Raw genomic sequence first — 20,953 nt, 5'->3', positions numbered from 1 at the left:
GGCCCCTCAGTTGTTCCAGAGCTGCGACGGAAGGCCGCGGCGCGACCGGTTCCAGTCCTCTGCGTCGAGCGCCGTCAGGCTGGCCAGCATGAGCTGCACGGTGCCCTGCAGCAGTTCGCCGCTGGAAGTCCGCGGCTCGGTGAGCTTGTAGGTCATGCTCTCGATCACAAGCGGCGAGAAGAGGTAGCCCCCGAAGCGCAGGCCCACCATCTGGGGCGCCACGGACGGCAGCAGCGACTTGAGGAGTCCCTGCCCGTTGGAGAGGTTCTTCACCGCGCTGACGACGGTGCCATCACGCGCGAGCTGACGCGCCAGGGTCCAGCGTGCGAGCTGGTCGACCGGCTCCTGCACCTCGGACGCCGGATCACTGAAGGCGCGGAACTTCAGCGTGATCGGGAGCTTGACCGGCGCGGCGCCGCAGAAGATCTGTGTGCTGTTCAGCTTCGTCATCCCGCTGCGCCCGGCGCCTTCCTTGATGACGCCAGCGGCCATCTCGAGCAGCTTCCCGACGGTGGTGTCCGGGCCGGTGGCCTTGCCCATCGAATCGAACGCAGCCGCGCCGATGCCCGACTGCAGCGTCTGCGTCAGCAGCGGCAGCCTGGCGTCGAGGCCCGACTGTTCGAACGCGGACTGCCAGTTGGCCGTCAGCTCCAGCGTCGACTCAAGCGGAGGCGAGACGACCGTCGGCCCGTCCGTCTGCAGCCCCTTCTCGTCGACCGGGAAGATGCTGGCGAGCAGGCTCGGATTGAGCCCAGTCCACTTGCTGCCCAGGAGGGTGGTCTTCATTGAATGCTCTCGTCGAGGTTGGTTGCGTAGGAGGCCGCGGCCCTACGGGCTCGGTCTCTGAGTTGTGCAGTTCTCCGCTTCGCTTGGGCGTCGGCGCTGGACGCCGCCGGCGCGGCGATGCGCCGCACCAGCCGCTCGCGGATCGCCTGCAGTGCTGCCAGCTTCTCCGGCGGCACCGGGCCGGCTTCGTCGACCGGGGTCGTCAGGAGCGGGATCGGGGCGCGCGGCGCCGGCAGCGCCAGCACCTCGGCGGGGGCCGCCCCGTCGAGCTGGCGCCCCGACGCGGCCGCACGGCGCAGCGCGTCAGCGGCCAGTGCCTTGTCGGTCCCGATCGAGGCCTGCCACCTGGCCGGCGAGCGTTCCGCGCGCGCGGCCTCCAGCAGCCGGCCGTAGACCTCGCGGAACGCCATGCGGGCACCGACCTCGTCGCCCAGCTCCAGCACCCGCCGCGCCGCGTCCCAGGCCTGCGCGATCTCGTCCGTCCAGATCACCGTCAACGCCTCGTCGCGCGCCTGCAGCGCAATCGCCCAGGCCTCCTCGGGACTGGGCCGGCTGTCGGCGCGGGCGACGATGCCCTCGATCTTGGCGACGATGTCCCCGGGGATCGGCAACGTGCGCCCGGTCTCTGGCGAGCGGACGTGCGCATTGAAGCCAGCCACCACCGCGGGCATCGGGTACGGCTCGAGCACCTTGAACCACAAGCCGCACGCGTCGGCGTCCGGCGCGTAGCGGCCGTGGCTCAGCAGCGCGAACATCGCGCGCAGGCGGGTTGTGAACTCCTCGAAGTCGGCGTTCCTCATGGTCAGGCGGGCATTTCGATCGTTTGGTCCTCGGGCTCTTCCGGCTTCAGGCCGGCCGCGGCGCGGGCTCGGTTCAGGAAGTCGGCGCCTGGCGGACCGGAAGCGTTGGAAGAAGGCTTGATGGGGATGGCTGGCGAGTCCGCGGCATCGCGGCGGCGGCCAGCAGCCGTGGCGAGCACCCAGGCGAACCGGGGCTTGCCCTTGGCAACGGCCTCGCGGGCCACATCGCCGAGCTCTTCGGGCGTGGCGCCGGCGGCCAGCAGCTTCGCGAGGTCGGGGTGGGAAGGGTTGACGTCCTGCACGCCGGCGGCTCGGATGACCCGGCATGCAAGGCCTGCGGAAGTGGGCTCCACGCCATCGGCTTCAGCCTGGGCGCGCATGCGTTCTATGCGCTCCTCTTTCTCTTCTTCCTCTTCTGGCGTCTGGTGTCTGGCGTCTGGTGTCTGGCTAGGTTCACGACAAGCCAACGATTCGTGCAACGGTTCGTGTTCGGTAGCCGCACGCTTCGTGCTCGGTTCGTTGGGCGCTCGACGGGCGCGGCGTTTGGCCTCTCGTTCCTCTGCGATCCGACGATTTGTCTCCGCCTGCGCGCTGGCCCTCGCCAGTTCTGCGTCTGCGCGCTTGTTGTGCCAGCCGTCCCCATCCAAGTAGAAGAACTCGCTCAGAACCTGCTCGACAGCGTCGCGTTCCTCGCGCGTGCGGGCGCCCACCAGGCGCTGCACTGCCTTCAGGTCAGCCGGTAGAGGCTTCTCCTCGGCGTAGTACTTCCGGAGCATCCGGGCGTAGGCCGCGTCCTCAACGAAAGACAGGTGCGCCGTCGCCTGGGCGTAGTCGCCGATGTGGTGCTTGTAGAAGTTCATGGGCGCCGAGCTACCTCGCCCAAGTTGCGCTCGACGTCTGGCCGGCAGGTGCCTGGGCGAGCCAGACCGAGCCGGACTTGCGTAGCCCAGCGAGCGTGAACTGCACGGTCGGTGACATGGGTCGGGGCCGGCGGGCGAGCTTCACGCGGCTGCGACAGCGGGCCAGGCGAGACGGAAAGGCGGGTGCGCGCTGCCCTCCGCCGTCCTGCACCATTCCCCTCGTTCGTGTGCTCGAGCCCTTGGTTGGGCTTCGCTTCGCCCCCAGCGCTTCGCCACGCTGGGGGCTCTTTTCTTTGGGCGTCATCATGTAGACGCACCTCAGGAAGTGGAGAGGTCGGCCAGGGCCTTGCGAACGTCAGCGACGCGCCAGGCGACATTGCCACCGATCCGGGCAGGCGACGGCCACTTGCCGCTCTGTGTCCATCGCCACAGAGTTACTGCGTTGATACCGCCGAGAAGCCCCAGCACGACGGGGCGACGCACGAACGCCGAGTCCGGCAGCGAGTCGAAATCCCGGAGTGCGACCGGCAAGGCGGCGGCGGGTGCGGTTGCCGGGTTCCGAATTGCGGCTAGCCTCTCCATCATCGGCTCCGGCCCGTCGCCGCTGTTGCCGGCGCACCGGCTCTTGGTTTGCATCCTGATCCTCCGTTGTCACGCGCGATGCACTCACGCGAAACGATTTGCAACGGGTGTCAGTGTGGACGGCATCGTGAGTTCCGGATGAAGTGATTACCGTAAGCGCCGATCGAATGTTGCGAATACCGTAATCGGTACGGTGTACGGTGCGGACCTCTCGGATCGATGCGGCGGAGTGAGGAAGCTACAACTCTGCGAAGGAGCTGGCCTATGCCAAGAAGGAAAGACACCGCATATGTTCGAACGCTTGCGATCGCGTTCAGGGCTGCAATCGAGACGGCGGATCGCCAGCAACTGACTCGGGACTTCAGGGACTTTCCGGGCGGCGCCTGCGGCGACACCTCGCTTTTGCTCGGTCAGTACTTGCTCGATCGGGGCTGTGGGCCTTTCCGCTACGTGGAGGGCCGAAGGGGCGACCACCATCACTCTTGGCTTCAGCAAGGCAGCCTTGTCGTCGACATCACAGCAGACCAGTTCCCCGACTGCGACGAAGCTGTGATCGTCCTCCGAGACGGGTCACCATGGCATGAACGTTTCGCCGGCGTGGCGGGGGACCCCGCGTGTGTGTCGCTCTTCCCGAACTACCAGTCCGAGTTGCAGCATGCGTACGACCACGTCTGCTCGCTGATCCGGTTGTAGCGTGCCGGCGCCAGTTGCCTGGCTGGTGTGGCTCTTCAGCCTGCGGCGCGCCGCTCAGCCAGGTCTACGACCTCGGGGGAGCGCTCCACATGGGCGAGGAACGCGGCCCAATCGGCCATCATCCGGCGCCGCTTCTCGAACTGGTCGCCGCGACGGTAGGCCGCCTCCACCTTGTTGCCGATCGCATGCGCCAGCGCCGTTTCGGCCAAGTCCGAAGGGTATGTGGTGCGCTCGGCAGCCCAGTCCCGGAAGGTGGAGCGGAACCCGTGAGGCACCGCCGACTCTGCCATCCGCCGGGTCACGGCTGACAAGGTCATGTCGCTCAGCGCCTTGCCGCGAGGCGACACGAAGACGAGGTTGTCGTCGTTGACGAGCCGGGGCACCGCCTTCAGCAGGTCCACGGCTGCGGTCGACAGCGGAACGCGATGCTCCTTGCCGGCCTTCATCCTTGAGGCTGGAACGGTCCAGACGGCTGCCTCAATGTCGATCTCGTTCCACGTCGCGCCGCGCACCTCGCCAGATCGTGCCGCCGTCAAGATGGCGAACTCCAGCGCCCGGGCACCCATACCTTGCATCGCTCGTAGCCGCTGCATGAACTCGCCGACGCGCGGGATCGGGAGGGCAGGGTGATGCTCGACCTTCGCGACCTTGGACGGCTTCGGCAGCAGCTTGTCGAGGTGGCCGCGCCAACGCGCCGGGTTCAGCCCCTCGGGCCGGTAGCCGGCCGCCATCGCGTAGGACAGCACGGACTCTACCCGGCCGCGAACACGCGTCGCCGTCTCGGTCTTCTCGGTCCAGATCGGCCGCAGGATCTCCAGGACGTGCTCCCGCTCGATGTCGGCCACCAGCAGATCGCCGACGACGGGGTGGGCGTAGGTCTCCAGGGTGGCTGCCCACTGCGCCGCGTGCTTCGCGTTTCGCCAGGCAGACCGGTGCGCATCGACATAGGCCTCGGCCACGGCGCGGAACGTCTTGGTCCGTGCGGCACTGGACTTCAGCGCGCTGCGCTGCTCGCGCGCCTTCTCGATCGGGTCGACGCCCTGCCGGACCAACTCGCGCGCCGCGCGCGCCTTGTCGCGGGCATCGGCCAGCGACACCTCCGGGTAGCCGCCCAGACCCATCCAGCGCCGGCGCGTGCCGACCATTACCCGCAGCACCCAACTACGGCCGCCGGTCTCGCTAACCTGCAGCGCCAGTCCAGGGACGACGCCCACCGGGTGAACGCCCGGCGCCTTCAGCCGGGACACGGCCAGCGCGTTCAGCTCCTTTGCGATCTTCGGCATCGGTTCTCCTGCCATACAACCCGCCAAACGCGGTGCAATTGGATGTTATCCGATGCACGGTGGAGAAACACCCCCGCTCTCACTCTCCTACGGAGCCTCGCCCGATATGCAACGCGGCGCAATCATCAGAAGTTCGAATCCGGCAGACTCCGACTCCGCCAAGCGAACAATCGCCGCCTGAACAAGGTTGCAACGAGAAAGCCGCCCAGTCGCAAGACTTGGCGGCTTTTTTCTTGGTCACGTCCACCGATTCGCCGCGGGATTCGACCATCCTCTGTCCGAACGAAACGCGGACTTCATTTTTTCCTGCGCCTGCCGTTGGCGGCGGCGGCGCCGAAGAATCGCATCGGTGACCCGAAATGTTGAGCTGTGACAGGGGCTTGCGTTTGCGCCTCGCGATTCGAGCAGCTGTTCACGTATGTCGTCACGGGTTTGATGGATCGCCCGGGTTTACACGCGGAAACAATCCGGATGACGCTCAACTCATTCGGAAAGGGATCTCGTGGGAGGACTCAACGGACGTGACCGCGCGGGCCAACGCAGCCTGCTCGCCGTTCTCGTGGCCATCGCCTTCGCCGGCCTCGGCGGCTGCGGCGGTGGTGACGAACAGGATGCCGATTCGGCACAGGCCGCCGCCCTCGCCACGGCCGAAGCCGGGCCGGTCGCGCCGGCCGCGGTCGATGCGACGGCCCGCGTGCGGCCGATGTTCCATGCGCTGCCGGTGCTGCTGCCCGAACCGGCGCCCGCCGGCGAGGTCAGCGCGCAGGCGCTGGGAGGACCGCAGCAGATCGTGCTCGACGGCGTCGATTCGCGCATCGACACGAAGCGGCTGACGCCTTCCCGGTTCGAGGCCCGCCGCGCCGAGGTCCGTGCCGCCGCGGCGTCGGGCATCGTGCGGCCGGCCGACACGACGGTCGCGACCGTCTACGACCCCGACGAGATCCGTCGCGCCTACCGCCTGCCCAAGCTTGCGTCGGCCGATGCCGCGGCGAAAGGCGCCGGGCAGACGATCTACATCGTCGTCGCCGGCCGCCATTCGACGGCATTCGCCGATCTGAACGTCTTCGCCAGACGCTTCGGCCTGCCGGGCTGCAGCGGCGGCTCCACCGTGGCGCCGGGAACCCGGCTGCCGCTCGCCGCGGCCTCGGCGACGGGCGGATGTTCGCTGCTGGTGGCCAATGTCGACGCCTCCGGACAGCTGCTCAGCCAGGTGCCGACCGGCGACGACGAGTGGGGCATGGAGACGGCGCTGGATCTGCAATGGGCCCACGCGATGGCGCCGATGGCCAGACTGGTGCTGATCCAGGCGGCGAGCGAAACGCTGGCCGACATGTTGCCGGCCGTCGAACTGGCCAACCGCATGGGGGCCGGCGTCGTCAGCATGAGCTGGGGGGCTGAAGAAGCCAGCTGGGCCACGTCGCTGCAGTCGAGCTTCAAGGGCCGGGGCATGAACTACGTCGCCGCCGTCGGCGACGACGGGACGCAGAGCCTGTGGCCGGCGGTGACCCCCGAGGTGCTCGCCGTCGGCGGCACCACGCTGAGCTACGACGGCGTCAATCCGCGCCGCGAGAACGTCTGGTCCGGCAGCGGCGGCGGCACCAGCCTCTACTTCTCCCGCCCTTCGTACCAGCTGGCCGTCAAGACGCAGGGCTCGGCGCTCGGCGGCCGCGGCACCGCCGACGTGTCGTTCAACGCCGACCCGTACACGGGCCATCAGGTCTACCACGAGGGCCAGTGGCTGGCGCTCGGCGGCACCAGCGCCGGCACGCCGCAGTGGGCCGGCATCCTCGCCGTCGCCAACGCCCAGCGCCAGCGGCGCGGCTGGGGGGCGTTGTCGACGACCCACATCTCGTTGTACGGCCTGATGGGCAGTCCGTCGTTCAGCGACATCACCTCGGGTGCCAACGGCAGCTGCCGTGGCTGCACCGCGGCCGTCGGCTACGACCACCCCTCCGGCATCGGCACGCCCAACGTCGATGTGCTGCTCACCCGGCTGGTGCCGGCGACCGCTCCGAACCGTCCTCCGGTCTTCGGCAGCCTGAAAGCCACGGGGCGGGTCAAGTCGGCGCTGTCGTTCACGGTGCCCGTGTCCGATCCCGACGGCGATGCGATCACGCTCGGCGTCGAAGGCGCCTTGCCCAAGGGCATGAGCTTCAACGCCGCGAGCCGGAGCTTCAGCTGGCCGAAGCCGGCCGCCGGCAGCCATTCGGTGGCGCTGACGGCGCTCGACGCCAAGGGCAACAAGGCTCGCGGCACGGTGGTCTTCAGCATCGGCCAGGCCAACCGCAAGCCCTCGCTGCCGTCGGCGTCGTGGTCGGCCTTCGCCGGGCGGCCGTTCGAGGCCACGGTCGCCGGCACCGATCCCGACGGCGATGCGTTGAGCTACACGCTCACGAAGGCGCCTGCCGGCATGAGCATCTCGGCGGACGGCGTCGTCCGCTGGGCCCGGCCGACCATCGGCAAGTTCACGGTGAGCGTCAAGGCGAGCGACGCCTACGGCGCCTCGGTGTCGAAGAAGATCAAGCTGAAGGTCGTCGCGCCGCCCTCGGCGCCCGTCGTCGATGGCGCCGCGATGTCGGCGACGGCCGGCAAGAAGTGGTCGTTCAAGGTCTCCGCCCGGGATGCCAACGGCGACAAGCTTCGCTTCACGGTCTCCGGCGCGCCGGCAGGCCTCAGCATCGATTCCAAGGGCAAGCTGGCCTGGAAGAAGCCGCTGGCCGGCACACACGCCTTCACCGTGACGGCCAGCGATCCCGGCGGCCTGACGGGGACGGCGCGGATGACACTGACGGTGCGCTGAGCACCCGCCGGCGGCCTCAGGCCCCGCCCTGCGCCGCCGGCATCAGCGCCGATGCGACCGGCACCACCAGCACGTCGTAGGGCGAAGCGCGCAGCACGCTGCGCGAGACGCTGCCCAGCAGCGCGTCCAGCCACGGCGCTTCGGTCGAACGGCCGATGACGATGAGCTGGCTGCCGGCGCCGGGGCGCCGGGCGAGCAGCTCGGCGGCGACGTCGTCGCCGAGCGCCAGCATCATGCGCAGGCGCTCGGCCTGCGGCCCCACCGCATCGACGACACGCTCGAGCCGCGTGACGCGGCGGCGCAGGTCGCGCTCCAGCATGTGCAGGCCGTCGTGGCCGGCGCGCTTGCTCGGGCGCCACTGGCGCAGCACGTGCAGCAGCGCCACCTCGGCGTCGCCGGCCAGCGCGAGCGCCCAGCTCGCCAGCCGTTCAGGCTCGGCCTGCAGGTCGACGGCCGCCAGCACCTCGTGGTAGGCCAGCCCGCAGGGTTCGTTGACGACCAGCAGCGGCACCGGCAGCACGCTGGCCAGCCGGACGGCCGGGTTGGGCCGCCAGAACGACGCCAGGCCGTCGGAGCGCCGGTTGGCCGTCACGACGAGATCGGCGTCGCGCAGCTCGCCCAGCACCTCGCGCAGCCCGCGCATCGGCGTGTCGGCGAGTTCGACCGGGACCTGGCTGCGGCGTGCCGCGCGGCGCGCCATGCGGCTCAGGCGCGCCCGCAGCAGGCCGTCGGCGATGTCGCCGCGGCCGGCCCAGCCCAGCAGCCGCAGCCGCGCGCCGTGCGCGGCGGCGAGGGCCGCGGCGCGCTGCAGCGCGATGTCGGAGGCCTCGGACAGTTCGCCGAGCACGGTGATCGAACGCAGCTCGACCGGCCAGCGGGCGCCGGTGGCGGCGGGAACGGGTTGCGGCGCCCGGGACGGGGCACGGGCGAAGTCGAGCGCGCTGGCGCGGCGCTCGGCGGTACTGGCGGGTGGCATCGGCGACTCCCTCGACGGCGCGGCCGGCTGGCCGCGGGACGCACGGTCCGGCCCGGCGATAGAGGTGTGCTGAAGCTGAGGTGGAGGGCTATCGCCGGGCCCGGGGAAGTGCTGCCGGGGCCCAGGGCTCCCGGACGCGGCACCTGCGCGCCGTGGGCGCGCCGCGCACCGCGGCGCTGCGCTTGGGGGCGGCGGCGAAGGCGGTGCGGGCAGGCGAGACCATGGCGCCAGTATCGGCCGAGGGAGCCCTGGCGGGCAACGCATGCCCGCTCGCCGCGTGCCGGATTGGCGCTGCCATGCGCTTCAGCCCCGCTCGTGCAGCAGGCCGGCCTCGGCGGCCAGCCGGGCCTCGTCCCAGCCGCGGCCCAGCAGCAGCATGCGGGTGTGCAGCTCGTCGTGCAGCGCCGGGTCGACACGCTCGCCCAGCGCGCGCAGCTCGCGGTCGCGCAGCTGCACGTAGCGCAGCGGGTAGTGCCCCGCCAGATGGCGCCACAGCGCGTGCGCGCCGGCCGACTGGCGCGCGCCGGTGATCAGGCAGCAGCCGGCGTCCAGGCTGCGGCGGTAGACCGCGCTGGCCAGGCCGCGGCGGCGGTAGCCGGCGCGGTACTTGGAGTGCGGCGCACGCAGGTGGCGGTCGGCGCGTGTGTCCAGCTCGATCAGGCGGTTGAAGACCGTGTAGCCGGCGAGCCGCTGGCGCACGACGTCCTCGACGTAGACGTAGAGCTCGCCGTCGGCCTCGCGCCAGTGCAGGCGAAAGCCCGGCTGCGCCGCCGGTTCGCTGGCGATGCCGTGCAGCGTGTCGCCGGGCCGGCGCAGGCGGCGCTGCAGCGTGTCGAGCTCCTGCTCCAGCCGCGCCTCGTCGGGATCGACGTCGATGCGCAGTTCCATCCGCGGCCAGGGTGGCCAAGCCCAGGCGGCCGCGCTCATTGGGGCACCCTTCGGCCTTCGGCCGGTCCCGCCAGGCGGGAACGAGCCCCGGACAAGTCCTGAGGGCTCATGCCCCCTCCGCCAACGGCAGCCAGGCGCCGCTGCGCAGCTCGCCGGGCCGGGTGCGCGAGACCACGCGCCCGCAGGACGGCCAGGCTTCACGGCGCACGCTGGAGCCGGCGTGCACGCCGTAGCCGTCGCCGCTGCACACCTCGCCGCCGGCGACCAGGCTCTCGCCGGCGCGGATCGCGCCCTCGGCGACGATGTCGCCGCCGGCCACCACGCCCCAGCCGGCGTCCAGGTGCACGCCGCTGCGCACGTCGCCTGCGGCCTGCACGCCGTGGCCGACACGCAGCCCTTCGCCGCAGGCGACGTGGCCGCCGGCGCGCAGGCTCTTGCCGCAGTCGGCGCGGCCGCCGACCTCCAGGTCGCCGGCGACGACCAGCGTGCCGCCGACCGTCAGCGCGCCGACGCAGCCGAGGTCGCCCTGCACGCGCAGGTCGCCGCTGCAGAACAGGCTGCCGTGGGCCTCGACGCTCCAGCCGGCGACGAGGTCGCCGCCGCAGCGCAGCCGCTCGGCCTGCACGCCGCCGCCGCAGCGCAGGTCGGCGTCGACGACCAGCAGCGTGCCGGCGCGCACGCCGCCGCCGGCGCTCAGCGAGCCGCCGACGCGCAGCACGGTGTCGACTTCGACGCCGTGGCGCACCTGCAGCGAGCCGGGGAAGGCGAAGGCCGGGGCCGACAGCTCGTCGAGCACGCGCACCGTGTCGACCGGGCCGAAACGGTCGATCAGCCAGCAGGCGTCGTCGATGCGGCCGTCGTCGACCAGCGCGTCGATGACCTTCAGGTACTCGGCGGCGCTGGTGAAGCGCCGGGCGAACCAGCGGTAGCCGCTGGCACAGGAACGTTTGGCCCTCAGGGCCGTCGTGGAGATCTCCATCTGCACAAGCTCGTGTCGAAACACGCGGCGGCGCCGCGTGCGAACAGAGGGAGGTCGGGAGGCGGCGCCGGCGCAGGGGTGCGCCGGAACAAGAGACGGGACGCCTGTGCGCCCCTCGACCCGCGGTCACGGTGCAGGGCAGGGCCCTGCCGGCCCGCCGTGCGTGGACTTCAGGCCTGGACGGTGGGCCGAAGTCCGCGCACGGCCGCGGAGGGCACGGCCGGAGATCCGTAGGAGCGCAGCGCCGCCAGCGCGCGGCCGACGCGCATCGCGCCGGGCGCCAGGCACGCCACCGCGCCGGCCGGGAGGCAGGCACGGCAGGGCAGGCGGCTGGCGGTGGCAGAGGGCATCGAGGTGTCGCGCGGGCGCTGGGTCGGCCGGCATTATCGGCCCTGCGCGCCGCGGGCCTCCCGGTTCAGCCGGTCGACCCCAGCCCGCCGGCGATCGCGTTGACGGTCAGCAGCAGCTGCGGCGCCAGCGCCGCGGCCTCGGCGACGTCGCGCCCGCGCGCGGCGCGCCAGCGGCGCAGCAGCGCGAGCTGCTGGCGGTGCAGCACCCGCAGCCCTTCGGCGCGCACCTGCACCATGGCGTGGATGTTCGGCCGGCGCTGGGCCAGCGGCGCGCCGTACAGCCGTTCGAGCAGGCGTCCGGTGCGCTCGTGCTCGTCGAGGATGGTCGCCATCATCGACTCGCGCAGCGCCGCGTCGTCCACCAGCGCCGCGTACCAGCCCATGACCTCGCGGTCGGTGGTCGCCAGGCTGGTCGCGGCGTTGCTCAGCACGTAGTGCAGCGGCGCCCAGGCGACGAGCTCGCGCTCCAGCGCCGCGAAGGCCGCCGGGTCCTCGGCGAGCAGCCGCTCCAGCGCGCTGCCCACCCCGAACCAGCCCGGCAGCAGGAAACGCGACTGGTTCCAGCTGAACACCCAGGGGATGGCGCGCAGGTCGGCCAGCGTGGCCTGGCCGCTGCGCCGCGACGGGCGCGAGCCGATGCGGCTTTCCTCCAGCGCGTCCACCGGCGTGGCCTGGCGGAAGAAGGCGAGGAAACCTTCGGCGCCGACGAGTGCCAGGTAGCTCTCGCGGCTCCAGGCCGCCAGCCGGTCCATCGTCGCCTCCAGCGGGTGCGGCCCCGGCGGCGCGTGGCGGTCCAGCAGCAGGGTGCGGGCCGTGCCGGCCAGCAGCAGCTCCTGGTGGTAGGCCGCGGTCACGCCGTTGGCGTACTTCTGGGCGATGACCTCTCCTTGTTCGGTCAGCCGCAGGTCGCCGCCCAGCGCGCCGGCGGGCAGGGCCTTGAGGAAGCGGTGCGTAGGGCCGGCGCCGCGGCTGATCGTGCCGCCGCGACCGTGGAAGAAGCGGATGCGCACGCCGCGCCGGCGCCCGGCCTCGCTCATCGCCGCCTGCGCGCGGTACAGCGCCCAGAAGCTGGCGAGCAGCCCGCCGTCCTTGTTGCTGTCGCTGTAGCCCACCATCACCTGCTGCACCGGCTGCGGCTCGCCGCCCAGGCGCTGCTGCAGCGCCAGGCTGCGCCGCGTCAGCGGGTGGTCCAGCAGCTCGGCCAGGATCGCCGGGCTGCGCTGCAGGTCGTCGATGGTCTCGAACAGCGGCACCACCGGGATCGGGCAGGCCGGGCCCTCGGGCGTGTCGACGAGCAGGCCGACCTCGCGCGCGAACAGGTGCAGCACCAGCAGGTCGGCGGCGCTGCGCGTCATGCTGACGATCAGCGAGCCGATGCCGGCCGGGCCGTGGGCCCGGAACTCCTCGTCCAGCACGCGGTAGCAGTCGAGCACGGCGTCGGCCTCGGCGCCCAGGCCGGCACCGCTGCGGGCGCGTGTGAACGGCCGCGGCGATGCCAGCTCGGCGTCCAGCAGTCTGCGGCGCTGCGCCTCGTCCCAGTCGACGACCTGGTGCTCGGCGAACCCGGCGGCGGCCAGCAGCTGGCCCAGCGCGAGGTCGTGGAAGCGGCTGTTCTGGCGCAGGTCCAGCGTCGCGAGGTGGAACCCGAAGGTCGCCAGCGCGCGCCGCACCGGCCCCACCGCCTGCTCGGCGATGCGCCGCGCACCGACCGCGTGCAGCGAGTCCTCCAGCAGCGCCAGGTCGGCGTCGAGCCCGGCCGGGCTGGCGTAGCCGGCGCCGCCGGCCGGCAGCCGCGCCAGCATCAGGTTCACCCACTGGCGCCAGGGCTCGTTGGGGTTGCGCTTGAGCGCCGCGGCGCCGGCCTCGCCGAGTGTCGCGGCCGTGGCCTCGACGCGGGCCAGCAGCCCGGCCGGCGGCGCCTGCAGACGGTCGGACAGGCTCAGCCGGCGCACCAGCGCCTGCAGCTGCTCCTGCAGCAGGTCCAGCGCCTGGGCGCGCAGCTCGGCGAAGCTCGTGCGCGTGACCTCGGCGGTGACCAGCGGATGGCCGTCGCGGTCGCCGCCCACCCAGGTGCCGTAGACGAAACGCGGCAGCGCGGCGACGCCGGCCAGCAGCGCCGGGTCCAGCCCCGCGTCGTGCCAGGCCTGGCGCAGGCGCAGGTCCATCTGCGGCTGCACCGCCGGGAACACCGAGCGCAGGTAGTGCAGGATGTTGCGCCGCTCGGAGGCGATGTCGGGTTTCTCCAGGAAGATCTCGCCGGTGCACCACAAGGTCATCAGCAGCGCCAGGATCTGCTCGTGGATCGCGGCCTGCTCGGGTGGCGTCCAGCCCGGCCGCGCACGCTGCTCGAGCAGCGCGTCCAGCCTGCGGTGGTGCTCGAGCACGGTGGCGCGTTTGGCCTCGGTCGGGTGCGCGGTCAGCACGATCTCCACGCGCATCTCGGGCAGCGCCGCGGCGACGGCCTCGGCGGGCACGCCGCGCTGGCGCAGCTGCGCCAGCGTGTCGCCCCACAGCGCCGGCAGCGCGGCCAGCCCGCGTTCGCACTCGACACCGCGGCGAAAGCGTGCCGCCGCACGCTGCTCCACCATGCCCAGCAACTGGAAGGCGATCGACAGCGCCTGCACCAGGCGTTCGGCGGGCAGGTCCTCGGGCACCGCCGGCGCGGCCTCGTCCGCCCAGGGCAGGGCCTGGGCCAGCGCCGGCTCGCCGGCTTCGTGCAGCACCTCGCGCAGCCCGGCCATCACGTAGCGCAGCTCTTCGGCGAAGGCCGCCGGGTCGACCGTCAGGTTGCTGTTCAGGCTCATCGGGCGTTCCTCGTCCGCATCTCGGTGCCACCGAGTATGCGGGCCGCCCGTCGCGGGGAATTGCCGCGCGCCCGCTCAGGCCACCGCGATCAGCGACGAGGTGGCGTTGCGGCTGCCGGGCCGTGCCGCCGCGGCGGCGTCGTCGGTGCCCGGGGCTGGGGCCGTCATGCCGCTGCGGCCCTGCGCCTGGCGTCGTTGCGCCTGCTCGGCCTGCTGGCGGTACAGCTCCGCGAGCTGCGCCTGTACGACCTCGATGCGCGTCTGCAGCAGCTCGGCCTGCTTTTGCTTGTCCTTGGCTGGCAGCTCCGAGTGCGCGACCTCCTGCAGCTGCTTGGACAGCGTCGTGATCTGCTTGATCAGCGCCTGGATGCGCGACTTCAGCGAGGCATCGGAACTGCCGCCGTTGGCGCTCGCGTTCACCGTGGGCATCTGGACGTTCATCGTGCCCTCCCCGGGGCCTGGCTCTTGCCGCCGTTCGTCATGTCCGGTTATCGGCCGTCAGGGGGCGGAACTGAAATCGCCCCGCAGGCCGTCGCTGTCACGATTTGACACGAATCGCCGGGAATACTCGCGCCACGGGCTGCTCTCCGCCGGTCCGCCTGCCCCACGCCATGGAACGCAAAGGCCGCCGCTGGCGCAAGACCGAGTTGTCGCGCCGTTTGTTGAACGACCGCGCCGCCATGCCGCCGGCCTGGCGCATGTGGCTGATCACCGTCGACGGCCGGCGCAGCGAAACCGAGCTGCTGACGCTGGCCGCCGGCCTGGGTCTGGACGGCAGCACCTTGATCGAACGCCTGGCCGCCGACGGCTGGATCGCCGACGCCGTGCCTCCCGCGCCGCAGCCGGCCGAAGCCACGCCAGCGCGGCGGCGCCTGGCGGCGGCGCGCATGTTCGCGATCGATCTGGCGGCGCGAATGCTGGCCGGTCGCGACGCCGAACTGCGAGAGTCCTGGCGCGAGGTGCAGGACGAAGCCTCGTTCGAGCGCTGGCTGGGCGACTGCGCCGGGCGCATCGCCGAAGCCGCCGGACAGGACCGCGCGGCGCTCTTCGTGCAGCGTGTCGAACTCGTGCTGTCCGGACCCGGCGCCGCTCGCTGACTCCCTTCTCAAGTTTCTGTGTCAATTTCATGACGATATCTTGAAGATTATCTTCAGTGCCTCTTTCGGTCGCCTGAAAATGACTTTTTGATGACTTCCGGGGCGATATTTCAGCTGTTTTCTTGAGTTTCGTTGATTAACTTTCTAGGGGTTTACGCCGATATTTCGGGCGTTTTCCCGACGACCGGCCGCGCGGCCGGCTGCCATGACCTCGTTCCCTGATTCCGTCCTCCCGTCAACGCGCGGCCTGCGAGCCACGAAGCCGTCGACCGGTGGCCTCTGGTCTCCCGGCATGCGTCTGTTCGGCCCGCTTCGCCTGCGTGCCAAGGCCGCCGTCATCTGCGCCGTGCTGCTGGCGCCGGCATTCGTCACCGGCGGCGCGCTGGTGCGCTCCGGGCTTGAACAGGCGCAGGCCGCTCAGGCCGAACGCGATGCGTTGGCCGTCGCCACCCAGTTGCTGCCGCTGGTCGAGGCGGTGCAGACGCTGCAAGGCGCCGCACGCGCCGTGGCCGCCGGCCACGAGGCGGCCGCGGCCGACTATCGCCAGGCGCTGGCGCAGGCGCGTACGGCGGCCGCGGCGCTGGGCGACACGCCCGGCGCGCCGTCGCCGGGCAAGCTGCGCGGCCGGCTCGGCAGCCTGCCGGCCGAGGCCACGGCCGACCCGGCGCTGGCCGACGCGGCCGATGCCGCGGCCACCGAGGCCGCGGCGCTGATCCCGGCGCTGCTGGGCCAGGGCGGGCTGGCGCACGACGCCGACCCCGAGGTCGCCGACCCGGTTCGCCAGGCCCTGGTGGCGCTGCCGCGCGCCGCGGCCGACAGCGCTTCGCTGTGGGGCTGGGCGGTGCACGGCGTCGTGCACGGCGCGCTCGACGGGCCGGCGCAGTACCAGCGCCAGGCCGCCTGGCAGGCGCTGGCGAAGGCGGCACTGGCCGACGCCGGCCAGTCCGCCTCGCCTGCGGCAGCCTTCGTGCAGGCGGCCGACGTCTCGGCGCTGGTGCGCGACGCCTTTACGCCCGACGAGGTCTATGCCCAGGGCCGCAGCGCGCTGCACACGCTGTGGCAGCAGGCCGCGGCGGCGCTGCCGGTGGTCGACGCCCGGCTGGCCGAGCGGCGTGCCGAACGCGGCCGCCATGTCGCGCTGCATGCCGCGCTGGTGGCCGGCGCGCTGCTGCTGGCGGCCTATCTCTTCGTCTGCTTCGCACGCTCGCTGGAGTCGGGCTTCGCCGCCGTCGGCCAGGAACTCGGCCGCATCGCCCGGGGCGACCTGCGCCCGGCGACGCTGCCGGCCGGCCGCGACGAGGCCGCCGAGCTGCAGCGCAGCGCCGCCGCGGCGCGCGAGTCGCTGCGCGCGGTCGTCGACCAGGTGCGCACCGCCGCCGAGACGGTGGCACGCGCCGGGCGCGAGATCGCCGCCGGTGCCGGCGACCTGTCGCAGCGCAGCGAGCAGGCCGCCGCCGGGCTGCAGCAGACGCACGCCGCGCTGCAGCGCATCGGCCGCGACGCCGCCGACGGCGAGCAGCGTTCGGGCCGCGCCGCCGTGGCCGCCGAGGCCTATGCCGAGGCGGCGCGCGCCAGCCAGCAGACGATCGACGAGGCGGTGCGCACGATGGCGCGTGTCGACGCCTCGGCCGGGCGCATCGCCGCCATCGTCGACACGATCGACGGCATCGCCTTCCAGACCAACCTGCTGGCGCTCAATGCCGCCGTCGAGGCGGCGCGTGCCGGCGAGCAGGGGCGCGGCTTCGCCGTCGTCGCCGCCGAGGTGCGCCTGCTGGCGCGGCGCTCGGCCGACGCGGCACGCGAGATCAAGGGCCTGATCGGCGAGAACGTCGACGGCGTGCGTGCCGGCAGCGCCGTGGTGCGCAGCGCCGGCGAACGCATGCAGGCCATCGTCGGCGGCGCCGGCGAGGCGCGCGCGCTGGTGGCGACGATCGCCGAGGGCGCGGTGCGCCAGGGTGGCGAGGTGCGCCACGTGGCCGCCGCGCTGCAGGCGCTGGACGCGGCGACCCAGCACAACGGCGCGCTGGTCGAGCAGACCGCCGCGGCCACCGCCGAGCTCGAGCGCCAGGCGTACGAGCTCGTGCGCATGGTGGCGCGTTTTCGCACCGGCACGCTCGACGAGGGAGGCCTCGAATGAGCGCGCTGCCGCACTTCCACCGCTACTGCGAACCCGCATCCGACCCCATGCGCTTCGATCTCGGCGACACCTCCCGGCCGCTGGCGCGGCTGCTCGCGGACCAGGCGCTGGAGATCCATTTCCAGCCCATCGTCTCGGTGGCCGACGGCCGCATCCACGCCCACGAGGCGCTGGTGCGCGGCCCGCGCGGCACGGCGCTGCACGGCGCCGAGGCGCTGCTGGCGCAGGCGCGCCAGGAAGGCCTGCTGCAGGAGTTCGAGGTCGCCTGCGTGGTGCTGGCGCTGGAACGCTGGGCGGCGATGCGCCAGGCCGGGCGGCTGTTCATCAACATCAGCGCCTCGGCGCTGGTGCGCTGCTTTGCCGGGCGCAGCGCGAGCGACATCGCCCACAGCGTGCAGCGCTGGGGCGTCAACCCGCAGTGCGTGGCCTTCGAGATCACCGAGCACGAGCGTGTGGCCGACATCCCGCTGCTGGTCGAGATCGCCGACGGCGTGCACGGCGCCGGCATGAGCTTCGTGCTCGACGACTTCGGCGACGGCCGCTCCAGCCTGCGGCTGTGGTCGGAGCTGAACCCGGACGTCGTGAAGATCGACAAGTACTTCAGCCGCGACATCGCCCAGCAGCCCAAACGGCTGCGCACGCTGCGCGCGCTGATGCAGATCGCCGACACCTTCGGCACCATGCTCGTTGCCGAGGGCGTCGAGACCCAGGAAGACCTGCGTGTGCTGCGCGACCTGGGCTGCCCGCTGGTGCAGGGCTATCTGCTCGGCCGCCCGGCGCCGTCGCCGCGCGCCGCGCCCGAGCCCGAGGCGCTGACCGTGCTGAACGACCGCCAGATCGCCGTGCTGCCCACCGAACGCACCGCGCCGCTGCCGCGCCGGCTGAGCCAGGCCAAGATCGTCGAGGTGCCCGCGGTCGGGCTGGACGCGAGCAATGACCAGGTCGTCGCGATGTTCACCGCGCACCCCGAGTGGCACGCGATCGCGCTCGTCGACGGCGAGCGCCCGGTGGCGCTGGTCGGCCGCCAGCAGTGCCTGGACCGCTACGCCAAGCTCTACTTCAAGGAGGTCTGCGGGCGCAAACCCTGCCTGGCCTTCGCCAACACCGAGCCCACGCTGGTCGACGTCAACGCCGGCATCGAGGAACTCGCCGAGCTGCTGACCTCGCCCGACCAGCGTTACCTCAGCGAAGGGTTCGTCTACGTCGAGAACGGCCGCTACCGCGGCCTGGGCACCGGCCAGCAACTGGTGCGCCAGGTGACCGAGAGCCGCATCGAGGCCGCGCGCCACGCCAACCCGCTGACCTTCCTGCCCGGCAACAGCCCGATCAGCGAGCACATCGAGCGCCTGCAGGCCGCCGGCGCGAGTTTTGTCGCCTGCTACGCCGACCTGGCGCAGTTCAAGCCCTTCAACGACCACTACGGCTACTGGTGCGGCGACCGCATGATCAAGCTGCTGGCGGCGACGATCCAGGCCCACGCCGACCCGCGGCGCGACTTCGTCGGCCACGTCGGCGGCGACGACTTCGTCGTCCTGTTCCAGAGCGCCGACTGGCGCGCGCGCTGCGAGCGCATGGTGGCCGACTTCGACGCCGCCGCGGTCGGCCTCTACGACGCGGACGCGCAGGCTGCCGGCGGCATCCGCGCCGAGGACCGCCACGGCGTCGAACGTTTCTTCGGCTTCGTCTCGGTGTACATGGGCGTCGTCGAGGTCGCGGCCGGCACGCTGTTCCGCAGCGCCTCGGACGTGGCCAGCGCCGCCGCGCGCGCCAAGCAGACGGCCAAGCAGACCGGCGCGTCGATCCACGTGCAGGGCGTGGCGCCGCTGACGGCGCTGCGCCCGGCCGAGCCGGCGACCTGAGGTCAGGCGCGCGGGTCGGCCAGGCGCAGCGCGGCCAGCAACTGGTCCAGCGCCCAGTCCAGCTCGGCCTGCGGCAGGTTCAGCGGCGGCGCCAGCACCAGCACGCGGCCCTGGCCGAGCTTGAACGACAGGCCGGCCGACAGGCAGCGGTAGAGCAGCGCCTCGGCGCGCGCTTCGGCCGCCAGGCCGCCGCCGTCGCGCAGCTCGATGCCCAGCAGCAGGCCCAGGCCGCGCACCTCGGCGACCCAGGGCAGGCCGGCGCACTGCGCGCGCAGCCGCGCCAGCAGCGCCGCGCCCAGGTCGCGGCTGCGCTCGACCAGGCCTTCGTCGGCGATGACGTCCAGCGTCGCCAGCGCCGCGGCGCTGGCCACCGGGTTCTTCTCGTGCGTGTAGTGGCCCAGCGAGATCGCCTGGGCGACGTCGAAGCGGCCGCGCGCGACCAGCGCCGCCAGCGGCATCGAGCCGCCGCCCAGGCCCTTGCCCAGCACCAGCATGTCGGGCTCGATGCCGTAGTGCTCGACGGCGAACAAACGCCCGGTGCGGCCCAGCGCGATCGGGATCTCGTCGAGGATCAGCAGCGCGCCGTGGCGGTCGCAGGCGGCACGCAGGCGGCGGTAGTAGTCGGGCGGCGGCACCTGCACGTCGGTGCAGCGCACGGTCTCGACGACGACCGCGGCGACGTCGCCTTCCTTGCGCAGCACGTACTCGACGTAGTCGGCGCAGCGCAGCGCGCACGTCCCGCCGCAGCCGAAGGCGCAGGCCTGCGGGTCGTGCGGCGGCACGTGCTCGCTGCCCGGCAGCAGCGGGCCGATGCCGCGGCGGAACGCCGCTTCGCCGCCGATCGAGATCGCGTCCAGCGAGGCGCCGTGGAAGGCGTCCCACATCGAGATCGTCTTGAAGCGCCCGGTGACGACGCGCGCCAGCTTCAGCGCGATGCCGATCGCCGCCGTGCCGCCGGGCGCCAGCAGCAGCTTGGCGTCCGGGATCGGCGCCAGGCCGCAGAGCCGGCGCGCGAGCTCGACGGCCGGGCGGTTGGTGTAGCGCCGCGGGCTGAAGGGCAGCGTCGCCAGCGTCTCGTTGATCGCCGCGACGACACGCGGGTGGCCGTGGCCGACCTGGTGCAGGCTGTTGCCGTGCAGGTCCAGGATCCGCCGCCCGGCGGTGTCGGTGAGCCAGCCGCCGCCAGCGGACTCCAGCGCGTTCAGGCAGGGCGTGGACAGCGCCTGGTGGAAGAACCAGCGGGCGTCTTCGGCGAGCAGCGCGCGCGTCGGTTCGTCCAGGTGCCGGGCCTGCCAGTCCTGGCGCGCCCGGCCGAGGTTGAGGTCGCCTTCGGAGGCGTCGGGCGCGGGGTTCATCGTCAGCCGAGCTCGCCGTCGGCCAGCATGCGGCGCCGGCCACCGTCGGCATGGGCGAACAGCGCCTCGGCGGCGCCTGCGGCGTCACCGGCGGCCAGGCGCTCGACGATGGCCGCGTGCTCCTCGGCGAAGCGCGGGATCGCCCGCGGCGCCAGCAGGTTGCGGCGGCGGAACAGCGCCAGCAGCCGCGTCGTGCGGCGGTAGGTCTCCAGCAGCGCCGTGTTGCCGGCGAGCACGACGAGGCGGTCGTGGAAACCGAGGTTCAGCTCGTGGAAGCGGTCGACCTCGTGCTCGCCGACGGCGCTCATTGCCGCGGTCAGCGCCCGCAGCTCGGCCAGCTGCTCGGGCGTGATGCGTGTGGCCAGCAGCCGGCCGGCGGTGGCGTCCAGGCCGGCGCGCAGCTCGTAGAGCTCGGCGGCCTCGGCCAGCGGGATCTCGCGCACGAAGGCGCCGCGGTTCTTCTCCTGGCGCACCAGGCCGCCTTCCTCGAGCAGGCGCAGCGCCTCGCGCAGCGGCCCGCGCGACACGCCCAGGCGCTGCGCCAGCGCGGCTTCGTTCAGGCGCGCGCCGGGGCCCAGCTCGCCGGCCAGGATCAGCGCTTCCACCGACTCGGCGGCCAGCCGCGCGAGCGAGGTGCTCTGCATCAGCGCCAGGGCGGCTTCGCGGGTGACGGTGGAGGTGCTCATGGGCGCGGCGGGGGGCGA

Annotated in this window: 16 protein-coding genes; 4 read left to right on the top strand and 12 right to left on the bottom strand. The window is 72.6% G+C overall.

The annotated features are described in order from the left end of the window. Positions 1-6 precede the first annotated feature (6 nt). The 5 genes from EV684_RS10075 to EV684_RS10055 all read right to left on the bottom strand — a co-directional run bounded on the left by EV684_RS10075 (position 7) and on the right by EV684_RS10055 (position 5,004). Positions 7-786: a hypothetical protein gene (locus tag EV684_RS10075; RefSeq protein ID WP_132646758.1), complete on the bottom strand. Its 780-nt coding sequence runs from the start codon at positions 784-786 to the stop codon at positions 7-9. Then, positions 783-1,586: a hypothetical protein gene (locus EV684_RS10070; protein ID WP_132646756.1), complete on the bottom strand. Its 804-nt coding sequence runs from the start codon at positions 1,584-1,586 to the stop codon at positions 783-785. Before EV684_RS10070 ends, EV684_RS10075 begins: the two co-directional genes overlap by 4 nt. 2 nt (positions 1,587-1,588) lie before the next feature. Then, positions 1,589-2,446: a YdaU family protein gene (locus tag EV684_RS10065; RefSeq protein ID WP_132646754.1), complete on the bottom strand. Its 858-nt coding sequence runs from the start codon at positions 2,444-2,446 to the stop codon at positions 1,589-1,591. Between the two features lie 318 nt (positions 2,447-2,764). Next, the gene (locus EV684_RS10060; RefSeq protein WP_200222399.1) at positions 2,765-3,082 is read right to left on the bottom strand and encodes a helix-turn-helix transcriptional regulator; all 318 of its coding nucleotides are present in this window, start codon (positions 3,080-3,082) and stop codon (positions 2,765-2,767) included. A gap of 674 nt (positions 3,083-3,756) precedes the next feature. Further along, positions 3,757-5,004 carry a tyrosine-type recombinase/integrase gene (locus EV684_RS10055; RefSeq protein ID WP_132646752.1) on the bottom strand — a complete coding sequence of 416 codons (1,248 nt, stop codon included), beginning with the start codon at positions 5,002-5,004 and terminating at the stop codon, positions 3,757-3,759. A gap of 559 nt (positions 5,005-5,563) precedes the next feature. Between EV684_RS10055 and EV684_RS10050 the strand changes: the two genes are divergently transcribed. After that, on the top strand, positions 5,564-7,804 hold the full coding sequence (locus tag EV684_RS10050) for a S53 family peptidase (RefSeq protein ID WP_132646750.1): 2,241 nt from the start codon (positions 5,564-5,566) through the stop codon (positions 7,802-7,804). A gap of 16 nt (positions 7,805-7,820) precedes the next feature. Here the strand turns inward: EV684_RS10050 and EV684_RS10045 are convergent, their stop codons facing one another. From EV684_RS10045 to EV684_RS10025, 5 genes are all read right to left on the bottom strand, one after another. Beyond that, the gene (locus EV684_RS10045; RefSeq protein ID WP_132646748.1) at positions 7,821-8,780 is read right to left on the bottom strand and encodes a universal stress protein; all 960 of its coding nucleotides are present in this window, start codon (positions 8,778-8,780) and stop codon (positions 7,821-7,823) included. Positions 8,781-9,083: 303 nt separating this feature from the next. Beyond that, a complete protein-coding gene (locus tag EV684_RS10040; RefSeq protein ID WP_243651135.1) occupies positions 9,084-9,668 on the bottom strand; it encodes an N-acetyltransferase in 585 nt (194 codons plus the stop codon). Between the two features lie 106 nt (positions 9,669-9,774). Then, on the bottom strand, positions 9,775-10,647 hold the full coding sequence (locus EV684_RS10035; protein WP_132646744.1) for a hypothetical protein: 873 nt from the start codon (positions 10,645-10,647) through the stop codon (positions 9,775-9,777). 415 nt (positions 10,648-11,062) lie between these two features. Then, entirely contained in the window at positions 11,063-13,801 is a 2,739-nt protein-coding gene (locus tag EV684_RS10030) for a phosphoenolpyruvate carboxylase (protein ID WP_132646742.1), read from the bottom strand. A gap of 75 nt (positions 13,802-13,876) precedes the next feature. After that, on the bottom strand, positions 13,877-14,242 hold the full coding sequence (locus tag EV684_RS10025; protein WP_132646740.1) for a FlxA-like family protein: 366 nt from the start codon (positions 14,240-14,242) through the stop codon (positions 13,877-13,879). A 170-nt stretch (positions 14,243-14,412) separates the two neighbouring features. Here EV684_RS10025 and EV684_RS10020 point away from each other — a divergent pair, with 170 nt between their 5' ends. The 3 genes from EV684_RS10020 to EV684_RS10010 all read left to right on the top strand — a co-directional run bounded on the left by EV684_RS10020 (position 14,413) and on the right by EV684_RS10010 (position 18,894). After that, the gene (locus tag EV684_RS10020; RefSeq protein WP_132646738.1) at positions 14,413-14,898 is read left to right on the top strand and encodes a hypothetical protein; all 486 of its coding nucleotides are present in this window, start codon (positions 14,413-14,415) and stop codon (positions 14,896-14,898) included. A 292-nt stretch (positions 14,899-15,190) separates the two neighbouring features. Beyond that, positions 15,191-17,035: a methyl-accepting chemotaxis protein gene (locus tag EV684_RS10015; RefSeq protein ID WP_207896852.1), complete on the top strand. Its 1,845-nt coding sequence runs from the start codon at positions 15,191-15,193 to the stop codon at positions 17,033-17,035. Beyond that, on the top strand, positions 17,032-18,894 hold the full coding sequence (locus tag EV684_RS10010; protein ID WP_132646736.1) for an EAL domain-containing protein: 1,863 nt from the start codon (positions 17,032-17,034) through the stop codon (positions 18,892-18,894). Before EV684_RS10015 ends, EV684_RS10010 begins: the two co-directional genes overlap by 4 nt. 2 nt (positions 18,895-18,896) lie before the next feature. On the opposite strand, the gene pbfA is transcribed toward EV684_RS10010, so the two are convergent. Together pbfA and EV684_RS10000 are read right to left on the bottom strand one after the other, a co-directional pair. After that, positions 18,897-20,249 carry a (R)-1-hydroxy-2-aminoethylphosphonate ammonia-lyase gene (gene pbfA, locus EV684_RS10005; protein ID WP_132646734.1) on the bottom strand — a complete coding sequence of 451 codons (1,353 nt, stop codon included), beginning with the start codon at positions 20,247-20,249 and terminating at the stop codon, positions 18,897-18,899. A 2-nt stretch (positions 20,250-20,251) separates the two neighbouring features. Then, complete coding sequence (locus EV684_RS10000) at positions 20,252-20,935, bottom strand: FCD domain-containing protein (protein WP_132646732.1); 684 nt, start codon at positions 20,933-20,935, stop codon at positions 20,252-20,254. Positions 20,936-20,953: the final 18 nt, after the last annotated feature.

It is taken from the genome of Rubrivivax gelatinosus (assembly GCF_004340905.1).
GTDB classification, from domain to species: domain Bacteria; phylum Pseudomonadota; class Gammaproteobacteria; order Burkholderiales; family Burkholderiaceae_C; genus Rubrivivax; species Rubrivivax gelatinosus.
The sequence above is the reverse complement of the archived record's forward strand: the minus strand, read 5'-3'. Positions and strand labels throughout refer to the sequence as shown.